A 26,085-nucleotide genomic window follows, 5' to 3' on the forward strand; every position below is an offset into this window, starting at 1 on the left:
AAAAATAACTAGCATATTCACTAGTTATTTTAGAAAATACTTTATGAAATTTAGCACTATTCTAAGTTAGCTACTTTCTTATTTAAAATAATTCTCTTTGTAAATAGTCCACCTTGCTTAAGATAATTCAAAACATATTCATTATCATAAACATTATGTATTTCTAATTTTATTATTCCTTTTGTTTTTAGGACTAATTTCACTTTATTAAATTCATCAATTTCAGCTTTTTCAGTTAGCATAGTATAGACAAGTTTTTGTGAATACATAGCCCAAATTTCTAATAATTCATCAAGTGGTGAGTTTACATCTATATTCATTTATTTCCTCCTTGTATAATATAAGTAATATTACTATATTTACTTCATATTTTTTCTTGTACATCCCTATTATATATAATTCATTATATATAATCAACTTACATTATAAATACGGCTGATATATTTTAATATATTTGCTTCTAAACACTACACATTATTATACTCACTTATGATTATTGCCACTTTTTAGAATATAAAACAATTATTATTTTTATTGTTTTATATAGATTATTTAATTTTATCATTTCCTAGCCCAAGTCAGTAAAATAAATTATTACCACCCTTTAGCTTGCATAATCAAAAAAATCAATCTATGATTTCAATTAAAATCATAGATTAATTTAAGTTTTATACCATTTATGCTATTTATTATAATGATGTATCAGTTGTTTTTCTTTCATTAAACCAAAGCAGTGACCATACAAGCACTGGTAAAAAAGAAAGGACTAAATACAACATACCAAACTTATTCCCTAGTATCCCAAATCCTGCTGATAGACCCAAAAATAACATAGTATAACTCATTTTATAGTCATGAAAATTGTGACTTACAATTCTTATTAATTTGTTTTTTCTCACTGATAACACCTCCAATTTATTTTATATATTAAAATCATTGTTATTATTTTTAAAAGTTTATTTATCTAAACTAAAGAGTCAATATCTATGACAGATGATTTAAAGCCCATGGAAATCTGATGTCGTTAAAATTCTTTATTATTATAAATGTGGATTGATACTGTTAGAGAAATCATAAATAAAATCAAGCCTGTTATTAAAACTACAGAATTTATAGTAAAACTAGATGTGTTGTTTATAAACAAATTAAACTTATGCACAAAAACATTACTAGGATTTTCAATAACATATCTCATAGCATTCATTGGTACGAAAAAAAATATCATAAATATTAACACTGTAAATATTTTCATTCTAGTAACTCCAAATTTAAAATAAACAGGATAATATATAGAACTAAATATGCATATAGACATTATAACTAAAACAACATTCCATAATGAAATTGAGCCAATAAACTTTAAACGTCCAGTGGCATTGCCTATAGTACCCACTAATGTAGAGCAGATAATCCCTATAAGTCCAAACACAAATGTTGATATATATTTTGATATAACAATATCAGATCTTTTAAGTGGTAAACTATTTAGTATAACTTCACTATTGTTTTTATCATCATATTGCACTGCAAGAGTTATATACAAATAGGTGATTACCATGGGTGACATTACATATAACCCAAATCCACTGGGAAAAATAGTAGAAAAAGAAGCGAACATAAATGCAGCGTAAAGAAGAGCATATATAATAGTCTTTTTCTGAATAAGAATATCTTTTATTATTAGATTCAACATTAAACATTCCCCCTAACTGTATATACCATAATGTCCTCAAGTGATGCCTTTTCAATAATTCCTCTGCCTTTAAATATCTCCCTTGCTTTAGTAATATCCTTTGTTAGAGCCTCAAATCCAAAACTATTTTCTTTTATGCTTACAAATTCTCTCCTAATATCATTGTCTAAAAGTTCTTTACTCCCTTTAACCATTCCATAATTTTCAATAATCTCATCCTTAGTCCTTGAGAAAACTAATTTTCCTTTATTAATAAAAGTAATATAATCAGCTATCTTTTCAAGGTCAGTAGTTATGTGAGTTGAAAAGAATATACTTACATTTTCATCTTGAATTACATTATACAAAATATCTATGAGTTCACTTCTGAATACTGGATCTAGTCCAGAAGTAGGTTCATCCATTATAATAAGCTCTGCATTATGGCAAAGAGCTACTGCTAGAGAAAATTTCATTTTCATTCCTTTTGATAAGTTTTTAATTTTATTCTTTTTAGGCAGTTCAAATTCTTTTATATACTTTTCAAACAAAGTATCATTCCAACTTTTATAGAAAGGTCGAAGAATGTTTTTCATTTCTATGATGTTTAATTCTTCATAAAAATAATTTTCGTCATAAACAAATCCGATTTTCTGCTTAATCTCTTTATTATGCTTTATATTATCTAATCCAAAAATATTTATATCTCCACTATTTTTTTTGATAAGATTCATTATAAGTTTTATAGTGGTACTCTTACCTGAACCATTTGGGCCTATAAACCCCATTATAGATCCTCTTTCAACATTAAAAGTTAAATTGTCTAGAGTGAAATCCTTATAAGACTTATTTAAATTTTTTATTTCCAAGATGTTATCCATTTTTATTCTCCTTTAATTAGTTCAAAACTAAAAATTTAATTATACATTAATTTTCTTCGGTATATATTATTGCCAACATACCTTGTAACTCTTCTAAACTTAAATTTAAAAACTTACTTTCAGATACAACACCAGCTAGGTTTTCTTCTATAGTTTTTAATCTTTTTTCTCTTATTAGATCTTTGTTTTGACATGATACATAGGAACCTTTTCCAGGAACAGTCTCTATAAAGCCTTCTTTTTCAAGCTCTTCATATGCTCTTTTAGTTGTTATAACACTTATAAGAAGCTCTTTTGCTAAACTTCTTATAGAAGGTAAGCCATCCCCCTGTGCTAGTTCTTCTTTCATAATAGCAGTTTTAATTTGTGTCACTATTTGTTCATAAATTGGATCCTGCGATGAATTTGAAATTATAATATTCATAATTTGCTCCTTTGTAGCTAGTGTATATATTCAGTATATACGCGATGCTATTTAATGTCAACATTATTTTAACCTTTAAATTAATATTATGTAAAAAATATACTTTTTAATGTTTACCAAAAATAAAAAAAGCCTCACATTTAGCCTATTATGACTTAATGTGAGGCTTGTCCCTATCTAGTTTAACCTAAGCTTTTCTATAAACATAGGAAACCAAGATGAGAGACTTTTTTATTAACATACAATAAAAAATTTATTTACTCATTGCTTCTTGTACTGCAACTGCAACTGCAACTGAAGCACCAACCATAGGGTTATTTCCCATACCGATAAGTCCCATCATTTCTACATGAGCTGGAACAGATGAAGAACCTGCGAATTGTGCATCTGAATGCATTCTTCCCATAGTATCAGTCATTCCGTATGAAGCTGGACCTGCTCCCATATTATCTGGGTGAAGTGTTCTTCCTGTACCACCACCTGATGCTACTGAGAAGTATTTCTTACCTTGCTCGATACATTCTTTCTTGTAAGTTCCAGCAACTGGATGTTGGAATCTTGTTGGATTTGTAGAATTTCCTGTAATTGATACATCAACATCCTCTGAATGCATTATTGAAACGCCTTCACGTACATCATCTGCACCGTAACATCTAACTTTAGCTTTTTCTCCATCAGAATAAGCTGTTTCTTTAACTACTTTTAATTCACTAGTATAGTAATCAAATTTTGTTTGAACATAAGTAAATCCATTAACTCTTGAAATTATATAAGCTGCATCTTTTCCAAGACCATTAAGTATTACTTTTAAAGGTTTAGTTCTTACTTTATTAGCAGCTCTTGCAAGACCAATTGCGCCTTCAGCAGCCGCAAATGATTCATGTCCAGCTAGGAATGCAAAACATTTAGTCTCTTCACGAAGTAGCATAGCTGCTAAGTTACCATGACCAATTCCAACTTTTCTATCATCTGCAACAGAACCTGGTATACAAAATGATTGAAGTCCTTCGCCTATATAAACTGCAGCATCTGCAGCCTTAGTACAACCATTTTTAATTGCAATAGCTGCTCCTACGGAGTATGCCCAACAAGCATTTTCAAATGCTATTGGTTGAATTCCTTTAACTATTCCAAAAACGTCGATACCTTTATCTTCACATATTTTTCTTGCTTCTTCTAGTGAATTTATTCCATGTTTTTTTAATACGGGTAATATCTGATCTATTCTTCTTTCATAACTCTCAAATAAAGCCATTATATTATTCCTCCTTTTTATATTATTTTTGTCTTGGGTCGATTACTGTTACTGCTTCATCAAATCTACCATAAGTTCCAGTAGCTTTTTCCATAGCTTCGTTAGCATCCATACCTTTTTTAACCATATCCATCATTTTTCCAAGTTGAATGAATTTATAACCAATTATTTCACTATTTTTATCAAGTGCAATATTAGATACATAACCTTCAGCCATTTCCAAGTATCTTGGTCCCTTAGCAAGTGTTCCATACATAGTACCAACTTGACTTCTAAGGCCTTTGCCTAAGTCTTCAAGTCCAGCACCGATAGGTAGTCCACCTTCTGAGAATGCAGTTTGAGTTCTTCCGTATACTATTTGAAGGAATAATTCTCTCATAGCTGTGTTTATTGCATCACATACTAAATCTGTATTTAATGCTTCTAAAATAGTTTTTCCTGGAAGTATTTCTGCAGCCATTGCAGCTGAGTGAGTACTACCTGAACATCCTATTACCTCAACTAATGCTTCTTGGATTATTCCATCTTTTACGTTTAATGTAAGCTTACAGGCACCTTGTTGAGGAGCACACCAGCCAATTCCGTGAGTTAAACCTGAGATATCTTTAATTTCTTTACTTTGTACCCATTTTCCTTCTTCAGGAATTGGTGCTGAACCATGATTAGGTCCTTTAGCAACACAAATCATTTCTGAAACTTCTGTTGAATAAATCATAATATTATCTCCTTCCTTATGTAGATGGTAATTTAATAAACTTTATAATTAGCGGGCACTAAAAAATCCCACTGGGTCAATATTTAAATATCTTAACAATTCTATTTTAGCAAAGATAATCTAATTTAACAATAGTATTATAGAAGTTGATAATTTAGTTACAAACTTATTTAATGTAATAACTCTCATTTTTAAAATAATTAATTGAATATTTCCTCTAAATTAATTATAATTATATAAAACAACCTCTTACCTTAATTAAATTAATTATATTGGGGGATATTAATATGGGAAATGAAAATGACAATTCAGATTCAGAAAAACTTGTACGTGAAATAATTGATCAAGGAGAAACTTTCAACGATATTGAAGAAGATCTATTGCATGAATTAATAGAGAATAGGATGTCTACAAACAGTAACGTTGCCCATGCACAAACAACAACTTTTGGTAATAAAATGGCTGATAAAATAGCAGCTTCAGTTGGAAGCTGGAGTTTTATAATTGTTGCACTTGCAATCATAGCAATATGGATAATTATAAATACTATTTTCAAAAAATTATTTGACCCATTTCCATTTATACTTCTTAATCTAGTTTTATCTTGCACTGCCGCTATTCAAGCTCCTGTAATAATGATGAGCCAGAATAGACAAGAAGACAAAGACAGGATAAAATCAAAAAATGATTATAAGATAAATCTTAAATCAGAATTAATTACTCAAGATCTACATAAAAAGATGGATTACCTAATTGATAATCAAAAAATATTAGCAAAGAATCAAGCAAAAATATTAGAGTTTATTGAAAAAAGTGCCACCCACGTGGCAAGTGACAAGTGACAAGTATAATTTAAGGGGACAAATATGAATAGTTACGAAGAAAACTCACTAAAGGAAATGTTTTTATGGCAAGAAAAGATGAAAAAGGAACCTTCTTTTTCAAGCGATTTTGCAAAAGGCATACAAAACAAAATGAATAACTTACTTCCTGATAAAATTCAGGACATTATTAATATTTCAATTGAAAATATGACAAAGCTTGTACTCACTGGTTCTGAATATACAGCAAAACCTCCACTTACTAATACTTCTCTTGAGGACCGTGAAATTTTGGCAAAAAACAGTATTGATTTTTATAGAAAAGCTGCAACTGTTAGTGGCGCTGGAACTGGTGGTGCCGGACTTTTAATTGGCCTTGCAGACTTCCCCATACTTCTAAGTTTAAAAATGAAATTTCTGTATGAAATAGCTAGTATTTATGGCTTTGATGTTCGAGATTATAAAGAAAGATTATATATTCTATATGTTTTTCAGCTTGCTTTTTCAAGTGACAAAAGAAGAATCAAAATTTACACTCAAATATCGAATTGGGATAATCACGTGAAAAATTTGCCTGAGGATGTAAACTCTTTTGATTGGAAAACTTTTCAACAAGAATATAGAGATTATATAGATTTGGCAAAAATGTTACAGCTTGTTCCCGGTATTGGATTAGTTGTTGGTGCATATGCCAATTATAAACTGATGAACAAATTATACGATACAGCAATTAACGCATATAGATTAAGGATTTTTAAAAAATAGTCTATATATAACTAAAAATAACCCTCAAATTAAGATGAGGGTTATTTTTTATTCTATATTTTTAAAATATAATTAGAATTTTTCTGATAATATTTCAAAATATCCTTGAGGATGTGCACATGCTGGACATAATTTAGGAGCGCTTTTTCCCTCGAAAATATAACCACAATTGCCACATTTCCACACAACTACTTCTTCTTTATCGAATACTGTATTATTTTCTACATTGCTTAATAATTCTCTATATCTCTCTTCATGATGTTTTTCAACCTCAGCAATTTTTCTATAAATTACAGCTATTTCTGGAAAACCTTCTTCATCAGCGACTTTTGCAAATGCTGGGTAAAGATCTGACCATTCTTCATTTTCTCCATTAGCTCCTGATAATAAATTTACCTTTGTATCTCCAAGCGCTACAGGATATGTTGCATTAATTTCTACAACTTCTCCACATAAATCTTTATTTAAAAACTTAAAGAATCTTTCAGCATGTTCTTTTTCATTTGCTGCCGTTTCTGTGAATATGTTAGATATTTGTATGTACCCTTCTTTTTTTGCTACTGATGAATAAAAAGTATATCTATTTCTAGCTTGTGATTCACCCGCAAATGATTTCATAAGATTTTGAGCAGTTTCCGTTCCTTTTAATGTTTTCATAAAAATCCCTCCTAATTTTTCCTCCGTAGAGAAAATAATTGTATATTAAGTTATTCTATAAATACTATAACTTTCCTCTTTTAAATTATTATAATTTACAAACAATTAATATTCTTTATGATATTATCCACAGCTTTTTCGACATACTTAGGATTAGTAGCCATGTTTAATCTAATAAATCCCTTGCAATTTTCCCCAAACCATTCACCATAATCAACAGCAAGTCTACATTTTTCCTGTATAAATGTTTTTGTTTCATTAGGCTCTATATATCCCCTTAAATCTACCCAAATAAGATAAGTTCCTTCTAACGGAGTAACAACTATTTTGGGTGCCTTATCACCTAGTCTTTCTTTAACATGGTTGTAGTTATGTTTTATTACCCCTAACAGAGATTTTAACCATTCTTCCCCATAATTATAAGCAGCCTCCGCTGCAGTTAATCCCATAATATTAACTTCTGTTTTATTAATAGTTTTCGAATACGCATCATATCTTGCCATTACCTTCTCATTAGATATAATTATGTTACAATTTAATAATCCGGCTAAGTTAAAAGTTTTTGATGGTGCTGTAACTGTTATTATATTGTCTGCATACTTTGCACCACTTACAATAGCTGCAGGTATTTGCACATTTTCTCCAATTATAATATCTTGATGTATTTCATCTGATACAACAAGCACATTATATCTTTTACATATAGATAAAATTTTATCCAATTCTTTTTCTGTCCAAACCCTACCAACTGGATTATGTGGAGAGCACTGGATAAACAATTTAACATCATTTTCCATGATATTTCTCTCGAAATCTTCAAAATCAATGGTATATACTCCATTTACATTTATTAATTCAGATGTAATTAATCTTCTTCCGGTATCTTTAACTGCATCGTGGAACGGGTAATACACAGGAGTAAGAATAATTACAGAGTCACCAAACTTTGTAAATGCATTAACAAACCAATATAAAGATACAACAACACCAGTTGAAAAACGTATCCACTTTTTATCTACTTCATAATTATGCTGATTCCTTTCCCAATTAATGAAAGAATTATAGTAGGAGTCAGGTACATAAGAATACCCAAATATCCCATGTTCAATTCTCTTCTTCATTGCATTTACCACTACTTCTGGCGCCCTAAATTCCATATCTGCCACCCACATAGGGATTAAATTTTTGTCACCATAACGCTTATCTAAAGCATCCCACTTTAATGAATTTGTCCCCACCCTATCCATTGAATACCGCGCACAGAATTGCTTGATCTCCATATTAAAATCTCCTCTTCTTATGTAATCGTATTGTAAAATCACCTTACTTTAAACTATTAAGCTCAAAGCAAAGTGATTTTATTTTGTTAAACTATTATAATTATTTAAACTAAATTTAAAATGCTGGAATTACAGCGCCCTTATATTTACTTAAAATAAATTTCTTAACTTCTGGAGAAGTTAATGCTTTTGAAAGTGCCTTTATATAAGGCTTATCTTTATCTTCTTTTCTAACAGCAAGTACATTTGCATAAGGTGAATCCTTTGCTTCAACTGCTAGTGCATCTGTTAATTTTAATTTAGCTGTCAATGCATAATTTGAATTTATAACCGCTGCATCTACATCTTTTAAAACTCTTGGAAGTTGTGGAGCTTCCAATTCTTTTATATTCAATTTCTTTTTATTTTCTGTAATATCAATTTTGGAAATAAGGTCTCCAGTTTTTAATTTTATTAACCCTGCTTTTTCAAGTACTCTAAGTGCTCTTGCGCCATTTGTAGGATCATTTGGAATAGCAATACTTGCTCCATTTTTTATATCACTAAGTTTTTTATATTTAGCAGAATACAAAGCCATAGGTTCAATATGGACCTTTACAGTCCAAGCCAGATCTAACCCTTTTGATTTACTAAATTCTGTTAAATAAGGTACGTGTTGAAAGAAATTTGCATCAAGTTGCTTCTCAGCAAGTGCCGTGTTTGGTGTTACAAAATCATTAAATTCCACTATTTGAAGAGTATACCCCTCTTTCGCAAGGATTGGTTTTACAACTTCTAATATTTCTTTATGAGGAATTGGTGAAGCACCTACTTTGATAATTTTTTTATCAGTTGTTACTGCCTCTTTCTTTGTCCCACAACCACCTAATGTAAAAATTACAACTACTAATAATAATATGCTTAATATTTTTTTCATTTTAAATCCCCCTCTTAATCTTTCTTTTTTTGTAATTTATAATTAATCATCATATTTGATGTTAAATATCACTAATATCTTATTTAATCATTTTTCTATACAATAAATTTCCTAATGCTTGTATGACTTGCACAATTATAATTAATATTATTACCGTATATATCATTATGTCCGTCTGAAATCTATAATACCCATATTTTTGTGCTACATCTCCAAGACCTCCACCTCCAACTGTTCCTGCCATAGCAGAATATCCTATAATATTTATAACAGTTAAAGTAATTCCAAGAACTATAGATGGCATTGCTTCTTTTAACATAACTTTAAATATAATTTGGTGAGTTTTTGCACCAAAGGATTTGGCTGCTTCAATAATTCCATAATCCACCTCAAGTAGTGCTGACTCTATTATTCTTGCAGCAAAAGGAGCTGCTCCAAGAGTTAGTGGAACTATAGCTGCATTAGTACCTATTGTAGTTCCAACGATTAACTTTGTTAAAGGGAATATAGATATCATGAGTATTATAAACGGGAAAGAACGAAGTATGTTAACTACTAAATTTAAGCTTTTATAAACTAAGCTGTTTGGCCTTAGCCCTTTAGGCCCAGTTATAATTAACCCAACCGCTGTAATAAATCCTAAAATCACTGTGAAAATCGTAGATATTACTACCATGTACATTGTGTCTAATAATGCAGGCAGTAAAATTTGTATTAAAATTTCTTGAAATGTCATTTATACTCCCTCCTTATTTAATTCATCTTGTTCTAATTCAAAATTAATTTCCCACTCTATAGATCTGTCATCTAAATATTTTAATATTTTTTCTTTATTTTCCTCATTCGTATTTATAATAAGGCTACCCATTACACTATCCCGAAATTTTTCAAGCCTTCCCCATACTATTGAAAAATCAATTTCAAGTTCTCTTGCTAGTGATGTTATTAAGCAACTTTGGGTAATTTCCTTTGTGAAAAATATTTTAATGTTGTAACCAATACTTGGTAATAATTCTTCCTCACCAATAAGTATTTTCATCTCTTTTGTTGGTTTAATAAATAATTCATCCGTAAATCCGTGACTTTTAATTTTACCACCTTCTAGAAGAATGAATTTATTACAAATTTCTTTTACCACTTCCATCTGATGGGTAACTACGACGATTGTTATATTAAATTTATTATTTATATCTCTTAAAAGCTGTAATATAGATTTTGTAGTTTTAGGATCTAATGCAGAAGTCGCCTCATCGCAAAGTAGTATTTTAGGATTCAGCGCTAATGCCCTTGCTATTCCAACTCTTTGCTTTTGACCTCCACTTAACTGCTTTACGTTTGTTTTCACTTTATCATTAAGACCTACTAAATCTATTAAGGCATCTACTCTTTCCTTAATATAGCTCTTATCATTCCCCCATACTTCAAGTGGAAATGCTATATTGTCAAAAACATTTTTACTATTAATAAGGTTAAAACTTTGAAATATAATTCCTACATCTTTTCTAAACTCACGAAGCTCGTTACGGCTTAGCTCATTAACCACCTTGCCCATTATGTTAATAGTTCCTGTATCATATGTCTCAAGCCCATTAAAACATCTAAGCAAAGTAGACTTTCCCGCGCCACTATGCCCAATAACACCATAAATGTCACCCTTATCTACTGTAAATGAAACATTACTTAACACTTTTACCTCTGAAAAACTTTTGCTTACACCACTAACTTTAATCATAATATCTCTGCTCCTCTTTATGCCTTACAATTCATTTTTATTTTATTGTAACCATTGTTATATATTTTCCTAAAAAATAGTGCCCAAGAATAAACTTGGGCACTACTTCCAAACTTATTCTTATCTTGCAGCCATGCTGCAGGATTTAACACCATGTATCTTGCGATACTGGTTGTCGGGTTTCATTGGGCCAGTCCCTCCACCTCTCTTGATAAGACATTATTAAATTTTAATTTATAAAAAATCAAAAAACCTCTTTCACCAATAACGATGAAAGAGGTATAAATATTCAACGACACCTCTCTCATCTTCCGCTAAGTTACTATTGACTTAACGCAGGAATTAGCACCTATTCAGGCAATTATCGCCTGATGGTTGCCGAGATATCATCGGGCCGGTCCCTCTATCTCTCTTGATGAGAATAACTAACTTATTAAATTATATCTATAGTATCACTATATGTTTAATATGTAAAGAAATAACCTTAATTCTTTTTTTGAAATTTTATTCTTCATCAAATTCTACCCTCTTGGAGCATACATAATAATAACAGCTCCAATTACTGCTATAGTGCCACCTATCAAATCAAATTTATCAGGAATTATATTATCTATCTTCCATCCCCATAATATTGATAATACAATAAAGATACCACCATATGTGGCATAGACTCTACCAAAATTAGCACTTGGAGGTTGCAACGTCGGAATTACACCATATACAATAAGTGCTATAGCTCCACAAATTCCGTACCAAATGCTTTTACCCTCCCGCAACCATATCCATACAAAGTAACCCCCGCCTATTTCAAATATCCCGGCTATAATAAAATAAAATACTGACTTAATTATTCCCATACATATATCTCCTTAATGGACAACTACTATATACTAATTCAATTTACTATACCATAAATGAGTATAAGTATCAATATCACTTGATATTTATACTCACACTTAGTCTCAAATAAAGCCATTTATTAATGCAAATTATTACTTCGCATTTCAAACCGCAGTTTCTTTTTATGAACTACAAAAAACCAGATATATTTAATCGTTTATTATTAAATATACCTGGCTTTTAAATTACATTATATTAATCGTATTTTGTTTTTATTCTACTTTTTCAAAATCTGATTTTGAAACTCCACATAGTGGACAAACCCAATCTTCTGGAATATCTGCAAACTTAGTACCTGGTGCTATTCCGCCGTCTGGATCTCCTACCTCTGGATCATATTCATACCCACATACCAAACAAACATACTTATCCATAAAAACATCTCCTCTGAATTAATTTTTTATTGATTTTTCTCGATTTATTTTCCCCATGTTCTTTTCATAATCTACTTATTTCTCTAATTCCATTTCATCATAATATATGTTATTTATAATGTCAATCTTCCTTATCTAATTTACTAGATTTTAATTGCTTCCTTAAATACATTTGCATATATAAATATTCGGTTTATTATTGAAAAACTTTATCATATTATATATTATTAGTATATAAATAATAATAATATATAATATTATGGTATATATTGTATAATTTAGCGCTTATTCTTATAATATTTCGCCTTGCTATATTTAATTATAATTAACAAATAATGAGTACCAATCAGTTTGTTACCATCTTATTGACAATAATGTAAAATAATTGTATTATATTTACATAACATTATACCTTTTTTAATAGTATAATAAGAACTTACAGTGTTTTCTTATATATAGTTTCTCAGATACAATTTTTTAATTTAAAATAGAACATTACTCGTGGCGACTACTTATACCTTACTACTCATCCAAATACACCTTACACAAAACGGCACCTCCATTGTGTATACAAAAATCATAATAGTCCAAGGACCCCACCTGGACAATTTCTTTTTTGTAGGATAAAAAAAAAGGAGGAATATTAATGAATGATAATGCAAAAATCATAGAACCAACAAAAGTCAAAAAGAAACTTTGGAAAAAGGTTGTTAAATGTTTATTGATATTTTTTGTTGTAATTTTCTTATCAGTTTCAGCAGCTTCAGGATATATTTATATTAAATATAATGCTAAAATAAAATCAACAATTGCAGCCGGTAACACCATAGCCAAAAATATAAATGACACTGCTTTTAATACCAGAAAGCCAACTCAAGTTTACGATAATAAAGGCGTATTATTAAAAGAATTTAAGACCAACTCATATTATTATACAAAAGATGCTGACTTGAATCCATATATAAGCCAAGCAGTCACTTCAATTGAAGATGAGAGGTTTTATGAACATAATGGTATAGACTATAAAGGTATACGAAGATCCATTTGGGTATATATAAAATCCAAAGGATCTGTGCTTCAAGGTGGTTCTACAATAACACAACAATTAGCAAGAAATGTATTTCTTACATTTGACGTAACTATATGGAGAAAATTAGAAGAGTCTGTTATATCACTAGATTTAGAAAAAAAATATTCCAAAGCACAAATATTAGAATATTATGTAAATAACATAAACTACGGTAATGGCTGTTATAGCATTGAAAGTGCTGCGCAATTTTACTTTCAAAAGAGTAACAGAGCCTTAGATGTTTCACAAATAGCTCTACTTGCGTCGATTCCTAACAATCCATCTTACTATAACCCTATTAAGCACATGGATAATGCACTAAATAGAAGAAATTTAGTTTTAGATAAGATGTTAAGTTTAGGGAAGATATCACAAATAGAATTTGATACCGCAAAAGCAGAAGTTATTAAATTAAATGTAAAGCCTTATACAAAAACAGCACCTATAGACTACAGTGTTGAATATGCCGTTCATAATGCGACACTGAAATTAATGGAGCAAGATGGTTTTGTTCCAAAATATTCTTTTAGTAGTGATAAAGATAGTGAAACTTATTTTGCTAAGTATAAAACTGAATATGCGGACAAGGAAAAAACTCTTCTTAGTGGGGGATATAGAATAGACACATCTATTGATACTGCAAAGCAAGAAAAATTACAAAGTGTAGTAGATAATAAACTAGCTAACTATTCACAAACATCTAACACCTCTGGTTTATATAAAAAACAAGGTGCAAGCGTCACAATAGATAATAACACAGGAGAAGTTGTAGCTATAGTTGGAGGCAGAAGTCAATATGGCAACACCTTTAACAGGGCCTCTTTAGGGGTAAGACAGCCCGGTTCCTCTATAAAGCCATTAATAGCATATACTCCTGCATTTGAAAGAGGATATATTCCAGCAAGTGCATATGTAGATGCACCAATAGATAAAGTAAATAATGATGACCATATATTCCGTGGTTCTGTATCTTTGAAATATGCACTTGATATATCTATAAACACCATTCCAGTTAGATTAGTAAAAGACAATGGTGTAAAGAAATCGCTGAAATATTTGCAAAATATGAGTTTCAAATATATAACCCCTGAGGAATACCCCGTAGTTGGAATTGGTGGTTTTACAAAGGGTGTCACCCCTGTTGAAATGGCTTCAGGTTATTCAACCCTTTCGAGAAACGGTAAATTTATAGAACCAACAAACGTAAGTAAAATAACTAATACAGTAATTAATCAAGTATTGTTTGAAAACAAATATAATCAAACTAAGGTTTATGATAGTGGTGCTTCTTACCTTATGACTGATACTTTAAAGAGTGTATTAACAGAAAGTTATTCAACAGGAAATCGTTTATCCCTTAATGACTATCCTTATGCTGCAGGCAAAACAGGAACTACTGACGAATCAAAAGATTGTTGGTTTATAGGGTATACTCCCTACTATACAACCTCTGTATGGGTAGGAGATGATACACCAACTGCTCAGGACATGTTTGGAGCTAGGGAACCTGGTCAAATATGGAAAGAGTATATGGAATATCTACATCAAGGTTTAGTTCAAAAGGACTTCACCCGACCTAATACGGTAATTGATAAAAACGGAGTATTAATGGATACGTTATACATCGCTCTAAACCCAAATGGTAGCAACTTAAAAAGCGACGATAACTATCAATCAAGTAATACAAGTAAAAACAAGCTAAATTATGATCAAAAAACTACCAATAAAAAATCTAATTTAGAAACACCTGCAAAAGAAAAGACACCTACGAAAACTGATGGTACTGGCACTGGGACTAATACCGGAACTGGCAATGGAACTGGAACCAGTACTGGGACTGGAACCGGAACCGGAACTGGGACCGGCACTGGAACTGGTACTGGTACTGGTACTGGTACTGGAACTGGAACCGGCACTGGCACCGCTACTGGAACAAATACTAATAACAGCAATGGCACTAACGTAAATACGCCTAAATCAAATAACACTCCTAAAACTAATACTAATACTCATAACTAGCAAAATTTAATTAAAAAGGGTAAATGTTAAAATAACATTTACCCTTTTTAATTAACATTATTAGTTGCATTTTTTCTTTTCTGCAAAAAACTTATAACTCCAGTTATAGCTAATATTATTATTAAAGCAACAATTGCACAAAATATATACCCTAAAGATGATTTAAAGAAATTATCACCAAATCCTGGTACAGAATAATCTGGCAGCATAACATTCCATTTATCTGAAAGTTTCGCCATTCCCTCTGGGATAAATCCAAGCTTTGATTTTAAATCATCACCAGACCATTCACCAAAAGCAGTCCCTTTAGCTAATAATCCAAGCGGCGCAAAAATAATTAAAGTTATTAAAACATACCAATACTTCTTTAAACTACCTATCATCTGAAATTTTCCAGGTAAAGATTTTTCAGGCGGATAAATCATAAGCATGTCAGTATTCGATTTTTGCATATATTTTACTACTAGTCCTGTTACTATTCCCTCAACAGGTCCTGCTATTACAAGATGTGCGAACATCATAGCAGGCAATGTTTGCATCAATGTATATGGTGCATATAATGGAGTACCATCAAGTTTATGAAATAATAATGGTTGAAGCCCAAGTTCGATTCCAGTACACAAAGCACCAATATTAATCGCTACATATCCCGCTATAATCGAACCAATAAATCTACGTTTTGATGAAATTTCAGAATTACCTGATATTAACTTGTATACATAATAGCTTACAAAAGGCATCACAAATGCCATGTTGAAAATGTTAGCCCCCAGTGTAAGGATTCCACCATCTCCAAAGAAAAACGCTTGGATTATAAGTGCAATACTCACTCCAACTACTGCAGCCCAAGGGCCTAAAATTATTGCAAGTAGTGAAGCTCCAACTGCATGAGCAGTAGTACCATCAGGTATCGGTACATTGTACATCATAATAGTAAACGAAAAAGCTGCTCCAATTGCAAGTAGTGGAACTTGTTTGTCCTTTAATGTCTTCTTTAACTTTATTGCTGCTATTCCTATTATTGGAATCGCTAGCGTTCCAAGTACGACGCATGTTTGAGGACTTAAATATCCATCAGGTATATGCATAATATCTCCTCCTTAAAATTAAGGACTATTCATGACAATGATAATGATCATGTTGCATGCTTTTATCAATTGAGTGAACATGTCTGTGATAATGCTCATCTATAAGATTTACAGAAAGTAATAATTCTTTATTTGATAATATATCCTTAGGTGAACCACTAGCAACTATCTTATGATCTTCATTAAAAACTATTACCCTATCAGCTATTTCTTCTACAATGTCTAAATTATGAGTACATGTAATTAAAGTTTTGCCTGCACTATTAAGTTTTACTAATAGATTAATTAGCCATCTTTGACTTCTTGGATCCAAGCCATTCGTAGGTTCATCCAATATCAAAACTTTTGGATTTATTGATAATACAGATGCAATAGCTACTTTCTTTTTCTCACCACCACTTAATCTATAAGGCGGCCTATCTTTCAATGATTCTAGTTCAAGCATTCGAATAACTCCATTAACCCTATCCTCTACTTCCTTAAAGCTAAGCTTCATCTGTAGTGGTCCAAAAGCTATTTCTTCCCATACATTTGTAGAAAACAATTGAGCATCAGAATTTTGAAATATAAACCCAATTCTTTGGCGAAAAGCCTGCGCAAATTGCTCATCATTTAATGTTTCTTCCGTAACAACTTGACCAAAAGCGTTATACTCACCTTTACTTGGGAATATCAAGCCATTAAGGATCTTTAAAAGTGAAGATTTACCTGACCCATTAGCCCCTAAAATAACTACCTTTTCACCACTATAAACATCTAAATTTATCTCTTTAAGTACTATTTCACTAGGCAAATATTCAAATGAAACATCGCGAAGCTCCATTACTTTTTCCCTATCCAAGAATAATTTCACCTCCAAAAGCTGCTAAAACACAAATTATAACACCTAATAGCCATTGGAAATCAAGTAAAGTAAAGCGAAACCTGTTCATAATAACAGGCTCACCTTTATACCCCCTTGATAGCATAGCTCCATAAACTTCTTCACTTAAAGCATAACTTTTACCAAAGAGACTTCCAATGGCATTAGAGACAAAATGACGGCCCTCTCTTGAGGAAGCTTTACTAAAGGTTCTGCTCTTTCTCGCAATGAACATATCTGTTGTTATATTTAATAATATAAAGATATAACGATAACACATTTCCAGAGTTGTAATAAATATTTTTGGTAAAAGCAAAACCCGTAATGCCTTTAACAAATTAGCCCACCTAGTAGTAGTTGTAAATAGAAAAGCTAAAGATACCGTAACGCCAACTCTAACTATTAACAAAACAGCTCCTGCTACCCCCTGCGATGTAATCGTAAGAACATCCGGAAATATTAGTGGGCCCAAATGCACCTTATGACCAAAGTTTATAAGAGTAACTAATGTAGTTCCAGGTCTTACAAAATTGAAAATCGATGGTAGTACAGCAATTCCCGTAAAAAGTGGCGTAATTAACCATATACGTTTAAAATATAATTTTAATGATACATATGACATCTTAGCTAAAATACATGATATTAAATAAAGAATAGTTAATATAAGTACATTATGAATCAAAGTAGATGTTAATATTAATATAATTAAAGATATTACCTTTATTCTTGGATCTAACTTTTGTAGAAAACCCTTTTGAAACGCTATATCCTCAAAAAAAATAACTTCCTTTAAAAGCTTAGCAATACTATTAATAGTCTTTTCTAAAAAACTGCCTTTCTTCCTTTTACCAATACACCCACATGGACACATTCCTAGTTCTCCACTATTTAACAACCAATCCGGCACTTGATTTTTCGAATCCATTTGGTTTCTCCTTCAAATTGACTTTCTTTAAAAACCCCCAAAAAATAAAAACACAAAAATTAATATCTGATATACAGAAATCAACCTTCGTGGTCTTTAATAAAATTATATATTTATTTGTTTTTTTAGAAATAGTATACTCTCGTAGCATACAAATTTTTAATTTATAATATTTGTAAAACTTAAATGCTAGTTCTATAGTTTAATAAAAATACTATGTACCACTATTCTATCGTATAGTGATACTAAAGTATACAAAAATAAAGCATAAAATCAATAATATGTTTTTCTATAATACTTAATTTTCACCTCAAATTATTATAATCTTCTAGTGTATTAATATTATAAAACTCTCTATATGGTAATCCTTCAACTGCTTTACATTCTAAACTTAATATAAGTTTTTGAATCTGATTATCATTTACTTTAAGACTTTTTTCAATGTCATTTATAATAGTTTTTTTATATATCGCACAAAGCGGTTGCAACCTATTATTAACTTTCGGCACTAACACTTCATAATCATCCTCAAAACTACCTAATATATCTAATATTTCTTCACTAATAAGAGGCATATCACAGGCTATACATAGGCAATATTCTGTAGATGAATTAGTTAATGCTGCGTGAATACCACCAAGCGGTCCATGTCCATTATAAATATCTCCTACAACTCTAAGATTAAATTCTTTATATATGTCTTCGTTATTTGCAATTATTATTATTTCTTTATAGCCACTACCTGCTCGTATTATTTGTTCTATAAAGGTTTTTTCTTTATATTTAAGTAAAGCTTTATTATTATAATTCATCCTACTACTTTGCCCGCCAGCTAATATTGCTAATGTTTTATTTATCATTAATTCTCCTCTATTAACTTACTCTCTATAAAATCACAAATCGAATTAACATCGTTTAAGTTTAATATGGGAATATTCACATTTACATCCTCGTCAGTGGCAATCGCTATAATTTTTGAAAACTCAAATTTTGGATTAGTGCAAAGCAGATTAGAATCTCCGTCTTTTCTGTGTACCTCTATTTTAGGGAAATTGTTATCTTTATATCCTTCTATTAAAACAATATCTATCTCTTTAAAGAGTAAAAGAATTTCATCTATAGGCACTTCTTTTTCCACCTTATGAATCATAGCTAGTTTTTCACAAGAAGATATTATTACGTTATCTGCACCAGCCGCACTAAACTTAAAACTATCCTTGCCTTCTTTATCTATGTCAAATTTATGAACATCATGTTTTAAAACACCAACGCTGTAGTTTCTAAGTTTTAAAGCTTTAATTAGTTTTTCTATTAATGTTGTTTTTCCAGTATTTGATTTTATAGCTACTATAGAAAGGACTAAAGTTTTTTTATTTTTATCTGAAAATGAATTTACCATTTATTACTTCACCTGCCCTTACACTTCCAATGTTTTTAGGAATAATTATAACTCCATTAGAATTACACATAGCACGCAAATGATTGGAACATTGTGACCCTGAATTATATGCATAATAAACTCCATCTTCTTTTTCAATTTTAACAAATATATATTTTTCTCTTCCCTCTTTAGCTTTAAAATCATTCTTTAAAACCACTTGAAATTCATCCGATTCATTTTTAAAAATACCACTCATAGACCTTATAGCAGGTTTTACGAATTCTTCAAAAGTATTTATTAATGCTGAAGGATTACCAGGCAGAGCAAAAAATAATTTGCTATTATACACTGCAAAAGATGTAGGTTTACCTGGTTTAATGGCCACACATGTGAATTTAATATCTGCTTCTATTTCCCGCAGAATATCTTTTACAAAATCATAATCCCCAACAGAAGCTCCTCCAGAAGTAATAACAATATCTGATTTTTCAAAAGCTAATAATATTTTTTCTTTTAGAGCGGTCCTATCGTCCTTAACTATCCCCACTGAAAACACTTCTGCATTTGAATTTTTTATCAAAGCTTTTAGCGAATATTCATTACTATTTCTTATTTTGCCTTTTTCAATTTCAGATTTTATGTCTATTAGTTCATCTCCAGTTATTACTATACCAACAGTAGGGGCTTTATAGACATTAATAAACTCATATCCTAAAGAAGCTAATAATCCAATCTCCGGAGGTCTAATCAAAGTGCCCTTTTTTAAAGGTACATCTCCTTTTAGAATCTCTTCTCCTAATTTTATAATATTATTATCTTTTTTAACCTCTTCGCAAATATATAAATTATCGCTTTCTACTTTAACCCTTTCGATCTGTATTACTGCATCTGCACCTCTTGGTAGCATTGCTCCTGTCATAATTTTATAAGCTTCATCCTCTTTTAAAGGTTCTTCACAAGAATCTCCCGCTTTTATTAGTGATTTAACTTTAAGTATTATATTTTCTTTGTTTTGTGTGTCTAGACTTCTTATAGCGTAACCATCCATTGCTGATTTATCAAAAGGTGGCAAATTATCTAGCGAGTAAATATCCTCCGCTAAAACTCTATTAAGTGAATCTAAAATATATACTTTCTCGTATTTATTTTCACGATTTAATAATTTCGATTCCTCGTTAATTATTTTCTTAGCTTGACCTGCTTCAATCATCATAAACTAACCTTCTTCTTCGTTCTTGAGTTCTTTGCCCCCATTTTAAATGAACATACAATTACAAGTGAAATTATTGTTAATACTATAAATATTATAAATCCATTTGAAAATCCGCTTAGATTTTTATCTGTTTTATTTATAAAAGATGCCATCAAAGGTGGTATAACGAAACCTCCAAAAGCTCCTAATCCTCCAACCCATCCTGCTGCTCCTCCAATTGCATGAGGGACCTCTTTGGGAAGTATTTTAAATACAGCAGCATTTGTTACGCCCATTCCAACCGCTAAAAGTAAAACTCCTACAACAGCTAAAGGAATTGAGCTAGTAATTGTCATACAGACTGCTCCTGAAAGCATTATAACAAGTGCTATAATTGATGTAGATTCTCCTCCAAACTTGTCCGCAATCTTTCCACCATAAATCCTAGTAATAGATGCAGAAATTGAATACATAGCAGTTAATGCACCTGCCATTTTTAAACTTAATTTAAAGAAACTCATCCAGTAAGTAGGAAGCCAACTTGTTAGTGCTAAAAATCCTCCAAATGTAGTAAAATAAACCATAACAAGGGCCCAAGTTTTCCATGTCTTTGCAGAAATCATCAAGCTTTCACTAATTTTATTATTAGGAAATAATTCCTGACCATATTTTGTTGAAGCTATTTTTTTTGCTTCATCTTTTTCTACGCCTGCATTAATTAATTGAAAATACCATGCATTTTTTCCTATAATACAATAAGCTATAGTTCCTAATATTAAAAATATTAACCAAGCTAAATAAGAACCAGATAACCCTAGTAATGGTAGCGCCACATTTGGCAGTAACAGTGTAAATATTCCTGGTGCCAAATTTCCAACGCCTCCATAGATGCCTAAAGCTACTCCCTGCTTACTTTGCGGGAACCAATAGGATGCTTGACTAACTCCAACAGAAAATGTAGCTATACCACAACCTGACAATGCTCCAAAAATTAATAATAAATAATAATAATTACTTAAATTTTGTCTAAAAAAAGCCATAACTACATACAAACCAGCCATACCAATTATTGAAAGAGAAAGCAAAATGATAAAAGGTTTTCTTCCTCCATTGATATCTACCCAAGCTGCAAATGGAATCCTAAGTAAAGAACCGGACAAATTTGGTATTGCAATAAGTAGCGCTAATAGAATAGGGCTAAGATTTGAAAAACTTTGTTTAAATACAGCGATTGTAGCTCCATAAAGAGCAACGGCCGCAAATCCTACAAAAAAACCAGTAGTTGCTCCCATTAGTCCTTGTTTTGAATTTCCTTTTACATTTACAATATTCATTATTTTCCCCCCGTTTTATTAATTACTTATAACTAAATTCAAAGTTTTTTTCTTCATTAAAGAAATCTGAATAGTCTATTTCAAATAGTGGTTTTTTAACTTTAGATATATCTATTTTTTCTCTAATAAGTTGTGTTAATATACCGGAATAAGATAGGTCTCCTTGAATTATACTTCCGTAAATCTTTCCATCTTTATGTATTATCTTTTTATAGTTTGATCCATTTATTTCCACTTCTTCAATATAAGTTTCATCAGCAGGTTCTATCATCCCAAGGGACATTGTAGCAATTCCTACAAAATTCATTGTATTCTTGCTTCCAAAGAAGTCTGTCATTATCATTTCATTCCCAAACATGTTATTTGCTGCTATTATGCCTTCTTTAACAGCTGTTGGCCATATAGGATTCCTTCCAGTTACATCTCCTCCGCCATAAACACCCTCTATATTAGTTTCACCTTTCTCATTTATAATTAAGCCAAATCTGTCAGTTTCTACCCTGCTATTTTCAAGAAAACCAACATTTGATCTAACTCCTGTAGCTACTATTACAAGTTCACATGGCACTTCTTCTCCAGTGTTTAATAATAATGATTTAGGATTTTTATTTTCATCTATTATTAATTTTTCAGCTTTAACATCTAACTTTAGATTTACACCATTTTCTTTAAATTTATCCTCATAAACTTTTGATGTATATTTATCTAATTGTAATGGGAGTATCTTCTTGCTCATTTCTATTAAAGAAATATTTACACCACTATCTATAAGACCACTTAATGCATCTATCCCTACAAGACCAGCTCCTAATACAACTACATTTTTAACTTTTTTTGCCTGTTCCCTTATAATTATTGCATCTTCAATATTTCTAAGTCCTACTACACTACTTGCTTTCCTTAAATTTTCAATGGGAGGAATAAATGCTGATGCCCCACTTGAAATTAAAAGTTTATCATATGTTAGAATATCTCCATTTGAAAGTGAAAGATTTTTTTTATCGTCATTAAGAGCTGTTACCTCAACCCCTTTAATCCACTTAATGTTATTTTTCTCAAAGAAATTTTTTTCAGCGAAATCTAACTCTTTTATAGTTCTATGTCCTGAAATATAATGATGAAGTATACATCTTGAATACACGTTTTCATCTTTTGATACTAATATTATTTCTGCATTATAATCTAACATTCTTAGCGTTTTAGCTCCGCTAATTCCTGCGGCCGATGCCCCAATAACTACATATTTCATTTATAATACCTCCTGCAGCGTAATTGCTGCCATAGGACATTTGGCAACACATTGAGGTGAACCCATACTTGTGCTACTACACATATCACATTTCATAATTTCTTTACTGGTCCTAGCATCTGCCTTTAAAACCCCATAAGGGCATGCCATTACGCACATATAACAACTAGCACATCTATTTTTGTCATAACTAACTAATCCAGTTTCGTTATCCTTGCTCATGGCACCACTCATGCATGTATACACACATTCTGGTTTGTCACAATGTCTACAAAATATTGGGGCATACACGCCCTTACTATCAACTGTTATTCTACTTTTTGTTTCCTCTGAATTATGCGCTACTATACATGAAGTAGTGCAAGTTAAGCAACCGATACACTTTTTTCTATCTATCTTGATTCTTTTCATATCCACCTGCTCCTTCCACATTAATTTTTTCTATATTTACAGATACCATTTTATATGATGGTTCCTTTGAATATGGATCAAATACTGATGGAGTCAATGAGTTCGTTTCAATATAATGAATTGGTGCATATAAATGCTCCTTCTTTACACTATCAGTTATTTTTGCTATAAATTCACTTTTGACACCATTACATGACGATAATCTAATTTTCTCATTTTGCTCTATATTTAAATCCTTAGCTAACTCAGGATTTATATTAACATAGGCTTCTTTTGATGTTATAGAGTTTACGACATCCATTTCTCTTGTTCTTGTTTGAGTATGCCATTGACCTACTGTTCCTCTACCTGAATTAAGTGTATAAGGGAAATCTATCGAAATCTCAATTGGATTTTTAATTGGATCGCCAAAGATAAAATTAGCCTTTTTAGAGGTCGTATAATATTTATTATCTTCATATAATCTTCTTTCATCTTCTTTTAATAATTGCCCTTCTTTAAATGGCCATTGTATGCCTTTTGAACCACTTAAAAGTTCATAAGTAGCACCTGTAATATCACATGGCATTCCCTTTGAACACTTTTTCATTAATTCAAAAGCGTCTTCAGGTGTTTTCCAATTATCAAGTAACCTTCCCATTCCTAACTCTTTACCAATTCCCAGAAGTATGTCGTAATCTGTTAGTTCGCCATCTTCTTTTTCAAGTATTGGTAAAATAGCTGACATCCGACGCTCAGTATTTATCATTACTCCTGTTTTTTTAATTGCAGGGACGGAAGGTAAAAATAAATCACAAATTTTAGCACTATCAGTATCCTCATATATATCTTGTACTACGAAAAACTCTAGTTTATCCACAGCTTTTTTAAATTCTTGATTGTTTACCCAAGAGTGTCTAGGATTCGTAGAGATTACCCATAACCCCTTTATTTCACCTTTGTTTATCTTATCTATGATTACGTTGTAAGGTAATGTCGGTTTTGATGGTAATAGACTTTCCTCAATTTTCAAAGCTTCTGCTACGGCTTTTCTGCGTTCTACATTATCATACTCTCCGCCACCATAAAGCCCTGAAGTGTTACTAAATATTCTTGAACCCATTGCATTACATTGACCTGTTAATGAATTTGCACCAGTTCCTTCTCTGCCAATATTACCAGTCATAAGTGCAATGTTAATTATTGCTTGCGCCGTTCTAACACCTTCATATCCTTGGTTAATACCCATTGTCCACCAGAAAGAAACCCTCTTGCCATTATGTATAATTCTTGCAAGTTCTAGTACTCTTTTTTCAGATATTCCTGTAATTTTTTCTACATCCTTTAAAGTGAACTTACTAACATGTGACTTAAACTCTTCAAACCCTTCTGTATAGTTTTCTATATAACTATTTTCTATCCACCCATTCTCAATTAATACATTAGCTAATGTATAGAAAAGTATTAAATCTCCCTTTGGCTTAATATCTACCCAAATATCTGAATTTCTTGCAGTTTCTGATCTTCTTGGATCAATTGTTATTACCTTGGCATTCTTATTATCCTTTACGCGTTCCCAGAAAATAGGATGCGCAACAACAGGGTTTGCTCCAATAAGTATTATCGTATCTGAAAGCTGGGCATCATTTAAGGTATATGGTGGAGCATCAAACCCAAAACTTTGCTTATGAGCAACAACCGAAGTTGACATACATAGCCTTGTGTTACCATCACCATTTATACCCATATAGTTTCTACCTACATGCCCTAAAAGTGCCATTTCTTCCGTAGTAATTTGTCCTGTACTTATAAATGCTACACTTTCAGACCCATGATGTTTTTGTATTGTAGTCATCCTTTTAACAAAAGTTTCAAAACCTTCCTTCCAAGAGATTTCCACCATCTCATTTTTGTCATTTCTTAAAAGAGGTGATCTTCTACCCTTAATTTTTGTACACTGTTTATCTAGATTTAATCCCTTTATACAACAGAATCCCTTATTTACAGGATAATTCTCCGTTGGTGACACCATCATTATTTCACCATTTTCTACATGGAAGTCTAAATTGCACCCAAGCCCACAATAATTACAAACTGATTGTATTTTTTTCATATTATAACATCTCCACTTTGTTAATTTTATAAAAACCCTCCTCTTATATTCATTTAAAAGGGAAAGTTCCA

Annotated in this window: 27 protein-coding genes and 2 riboswitches; of the genes, 3 read left to right on the forward strand and 24 right to left on the reverse strand. The window is 31.1% G+C overall.

What is annotated here, in order from left to right:
* Positions 1-56: 56 nt before the first annotated feature.
* The 7 genes from A7L45_RS20735 to A7L45_RS20765 form a co-directional block, all read right to left on the reverse strand.
* Positions 57-320: a hypothetical protein gene (locus tag A7L45_RS20735; RefSeq protein WP_071614544.1), complete on the reverse strand. Its 264-nt coding sequence runs from the start codon at positions 318-320 to the stop codon at positions 57-59.
* 369 nt (positions 321-689) lie between these two features.
* The gene (locus A7L45_RS20740; RefSeq protein ID WP_071614545.1) at positions 690-899 is read right to left on the reverse strand and encodes a hypothetical protein; all 210 of its coding nucleotides are present in this window, start codon (positions 897-899) and stop codon (positions 690-692) included.
* Positions 900-1,024: 125 nt separating this feature from the next.
* Positions 1,025-1,693, reverse strand: coding sequence for an ABC-2 transporter permease (locus A7L45_RS20745; protein WP_071614546.1), 669 nt, complete (start codon positions 1,691-1,693; stop codon positions 1,025-1,027).
* Entirely contained in the window at positions 1,693-2,553 is an 861-nt protein-coding gene (locus tag A7L45_RS20750) for an ABC transporter ATP-binding protein (RefSeq protein ID WP_071614547.1), read from the reverse strand. Before A7L45_RS20750 ends, A7L45_RS20745 begins: the two co-directional genes overlap by 1 nt.
* A 46-nt stretch (positions 2,554-2,599) precedes the next feature.
* Positions 2,600-2,977: a GntR family transcriptional regulator gene (locus tag A7L45_RS20755; protein WP_071614548.1), complete on the reverse strand. Its 378-nt coding sequence runs from the start codon at positions 2,975-2,977 to the stop codon at positions 2,600-2,602.
* 253 nt (positions 2,978-3,230) lie between these two features.
* Positions 3,231-4,232: a GGGtGRT protein gene (locus A7L45_RS20760; protein WP_071614549.1), complete on the reverse strand. Its 1,002-nt coding sequence runs from the start codon at positions 4,230-4,232 to the stop codon at positions 3,231-3,233.
* Positions 4,233-4,254: 22 nt separating this feature from the next.
* The gene (locus A7L45_RS20765) at positions 4,255-4,947 is read right to left on the reverse strand and encodes an iron-sulfur cluster assembly scaffold protein (protein ID WP_071614550.1); all 693 of its coding nucleotides are present in this window, start codon (positions 4,945-4,947) and stop codon (positions 4,255-4,257) included.
* A 287-nt stretch (positions 4,948-5,234) separates the two neighbouring features.
* Here A7L45_RS20765 and A7L45_RS20770 point away from each other — a divergent pair, with 287 nt between their 5' ends.
* Positions 5,235-5,789, forward strand: coding sequence for a DUF1003 domain-containing protein (locus A7L45_RS20770; protein WP_071614551.1), 555 nt, complete (start codon positions 5,235-5,237; stop codon positions 5,787-5,789).
* A 24-nt stretch (positions 5,790-5,813) separates the two neighbouring features.
* The gene (locus tag A7L45_RS20775) at positions 5,814-6,533 is read left to right on the forward strand and encodes an EcsC family protein (protein WP_071614552.1); all 720 of its coding nucleotides are present in this window, start codon (positions 5,814-5,816) and stop codon (positions 6,531-6,533) included.
* Positions 6,534-6,605: 72 nt separating this feature from the next.
* Here the strand turns inward: A7L45_RS20775 and rbr are convergent, their stop codons facing one another.
* The 7 genes from rbr to rd form a co-directional block, all read right to left on the reverse strand.
* Positions 6,606-7,190: a rubrerythrin gene (gene rbr, locus A7L45_RS20780; protein WP_071614553.1), complete on the reverse strand. Its 585-nt coding sequence runs from the start codon at positions 7,188-7,190 to the stop codon at positions 6,606-6,608.
* A gap of 95 nt (positions 7,191-7,285) precedes the next feature.
* On the reverse strand, positions 7,286-8,470 hold the full coding sequence (locus A7L45_RS20785; protein WP_071614554.1) for a MalY/PatB family protein: 1,185 nt from the start codon (positions 8,468-8,470) through the stop codon (positions 7,286-7,288).
* A 115-nt stretch (positions 8,471-8,585) separates the two neighbouring features.
* The gene (locus tag A7L45_RS20790; RefSeq protein WP_071614555.1) at positions 8,586-9,386 is read right to left on the reverse strand and encodes a MetQ/NlpA family ABC transporter substrate-binding protein; all 801 of its coding nucleotides are present in this window, start codon (positions 9,384-9,386) and stop codon (positions 8,586-8,588) included.
* Between the two features lie 79 nt (positions 9,387-9,465).
* Entirely contained in the window at positions 9,466-10,122 is a 657-nt protein-coding gene (locus A7L45_RS20795; RefSeq protein WP_071614556.1) for a methionine ABC transporter permease, read from the reverse strand.
* The gene (locus A7L45_RS20800) at positions 10,123-11,118 is read right to left on the reverse strand and encodes a methionine ABC transporter ATP-binding protein (protein ID WP_071614557.1); all 996 of its coding nucleotides are present in this window, start codon (positions 11,116-11,118) and stop codon (positions 10,123-10,125) included. It lies immediately after the preceding gene.
* Between the two features lie 117 nt (positions 11,119-11,235).
* Positions 11,236-11,336, reverse strand: a riboswitch (SAM riboswitch).
* An 83-nt stretch (positions 11,337-11,419) separates the two neighbouring features.
* A riboswitch (SAM riboswitch) is annotated at positions 11,420-11,540 on the reverse strand.
* A gap of 99 nt (positions 11,541-11,639) precedes the next feature.
* Positions 11,640-11,975, reverse strand: a complete 336-nt coding sequence (locus tag A7L45_RS20805; RefSeq protein WP_071614558.1) for a YnfA family protein — start codon at positions 11,973-11,975, stop codon at positions 11,640-11,642.
* Positions 11,976-12,230: 255 nt separating this feature from the next.
* The gene (rd, locus tag A7L45_RS20810; protein ID WP_071614559.1) at positions 12,231-12,392 is read right to left on the reverse strand and encodes a rubredoxin; all 162 of its coding nucleotides are present in this window, start codon (positions 12,390-12,392) and stop codon (positions 12,231-12,233) included.
* Between the two features lie 646 nt (positions 12,393-13,038).
* Here rd and A7L45_RS22665 point away from each other — a divergent pair.
* Entirely contained in the window at positions 13,039-15,480 is a 2,442-nt protein-coding gene (locus A7L45_RS22665) for a transglycosylase domain-containing protein (RefSeq protein ID WP_084647542.1), read from the forward strand.
* Between the two features lie 47 nt (positions 15,481-15,527).
* Here A7L45_RS22665 and cbiM read toward each other — a convergent pair whose 3' ends face one another.
* The 10 genes from cbiM to A7L45_RS20875 all read right to left on the reverse strand — a co-directional run bounded on the left by cbiM (position 15,528) and on the right by A7L45_RS20875 (position 26,014).
* Positions 15,528-16,568, reverse strand: coding sequence for a cobalt transporter CbiM (gene cbiM, locus A7L45_RS20830; protein WP_071614560.1), 1,041 nt, complete (start codon positions 16,566-16,568; stop codon positions 15,528-15,530).
* 25 nt (positions 16,569-16,593) lie between these two features.
* Positions 16,594-17,409: an energy-coupling factor ABC transporter ATP-binding protein gene (locus A7L45_RS20835; protein ID WP_224616845.1), complete on the reverse strand. Its 816-nt coding sequence runs from the start codon at positions 17,407-17,409 to the stop codon at positions 16,594-16,596.
* On the reverse strand, positions 17,402-18,355 hold the full coding sequence (cbiQ, locus tag A7L45_RS20840; RefSeq protein WP_071614561.1) for a cobalt ECF transporter T component CbiQ: 954 nt from the start codon (positions 18,353-18,355) through the stop codon (positions 17,402-17,404). Before cbiQ ends, A7L45_RS20835 begins: the two co-directional genes overlap by 8 nt.
* 305 nt (positions 18,356-18,660) lie before the next feature.
* Complete coding sequence (locus tag A7L45_RS20845) at positions 18,661-19,215, reverse strand: molybdenum cofactor guanylyltransferase (RefSeq protein ID WP_071614562.1); 555 nt, start codon at positions 19,213-19,215, stop codon at positions 18,661-18,663.
* Positions 19,215-19,754: a molybdopterin-guanine dinucleotide biosynthesis protein B gene (gene mobB / locus A7L45_RS20850; protein ID WP_071614563.1), complete on the reverse strand. Its 540-nt coding sequence runs from the start codon at positions 19,752-19,754 to the stop codon at positions 19,215-19,217. The genes A7L45_RS20845 and mobB overlap by 1 nt, the downstream gene beginning before the upstream one ends.
* The gene (locus A7L45_RS20855; RefSeq protein WP_309249090.1) at positions 19,732-20,949 is read right to left on the reverse strand and encodes a molybdopterin molybdotransferase MoeA; all 1,218 of its coding nucleotides are present in this window, start codon (positions 20,947-20,949) and stop codon (positions 19,732-19,734) included. The genes mobB and A7L45_RS20855 overlap by 23 nt, the downstream gene beginning before the upstream one ends.
* Positions 20,946-22,262, reverse strand: a complete 1,317-nt coding sequence (locus A7L45_RS20860) for an MFS transporter (protein WP_071614564.1) — start codon at positions 22,260-22,262, stop codon at positions 20,946-20,948. The genes A7L45_RS20855 and A7L45_RS20860 overlap by 4 nt, the downstream gene beginning before the upstream one ends.
* A gap of 22 nt (positions 22,263-22,284) precedes the next feature.
* Positions 22,285-23,511 carry an NAD(P)/FAD-dependent oxidoreductase gene (locus tag A7L45_RS20865; RefSeq protein ID WP_071614565.1) on the reverse strand — a complete coding sequence of 409 codons (1,227 nt, stop codon included), beginning with the start codon at positions 23,509-23,511 and terminating at the stop codon, positions 22,285-22,287.
* Positions 23,512-23,922, reverse strand: a complete 411-nt coding sequence (locus A7L45_RS20870; protein ID WP_071614566.1) for a 4Fe-4S dicluster domain-containing protein — start codon at positions 23,920-23,922, stop codon at positions 23,512-23,514.
* Positions 23,900-26,014 carry a nitrate reductase gene (locus tag A7L45_RS20875; RefSeq protein ID WP_071614567.1) on the reverse strand — a complete coding sequence of 705 codons (2,115 nt, stop codon included), beginning with the start codon at positions 26,012-26,014 and terminating at the stop codon, positions 23,900-23,902. Before A7L45_RS20875 ends, A7L45_RS20870 begins: the two co-directional genes overlap by 23 nt.
* Positions 26,015-26,085 lie beyond the last annotated feature (71 nt).

Source organism: Clostridium estertheticum subsp. estertheticum, assembly GCF_001877035.1.
GTDB classification, from domain to species: domain Bacteria; phylum Bacillota; class Clostridia; order Clostridiales; family Clostridiaceae; genus Clostridium_AD; species Clostridium_AD estertheticum.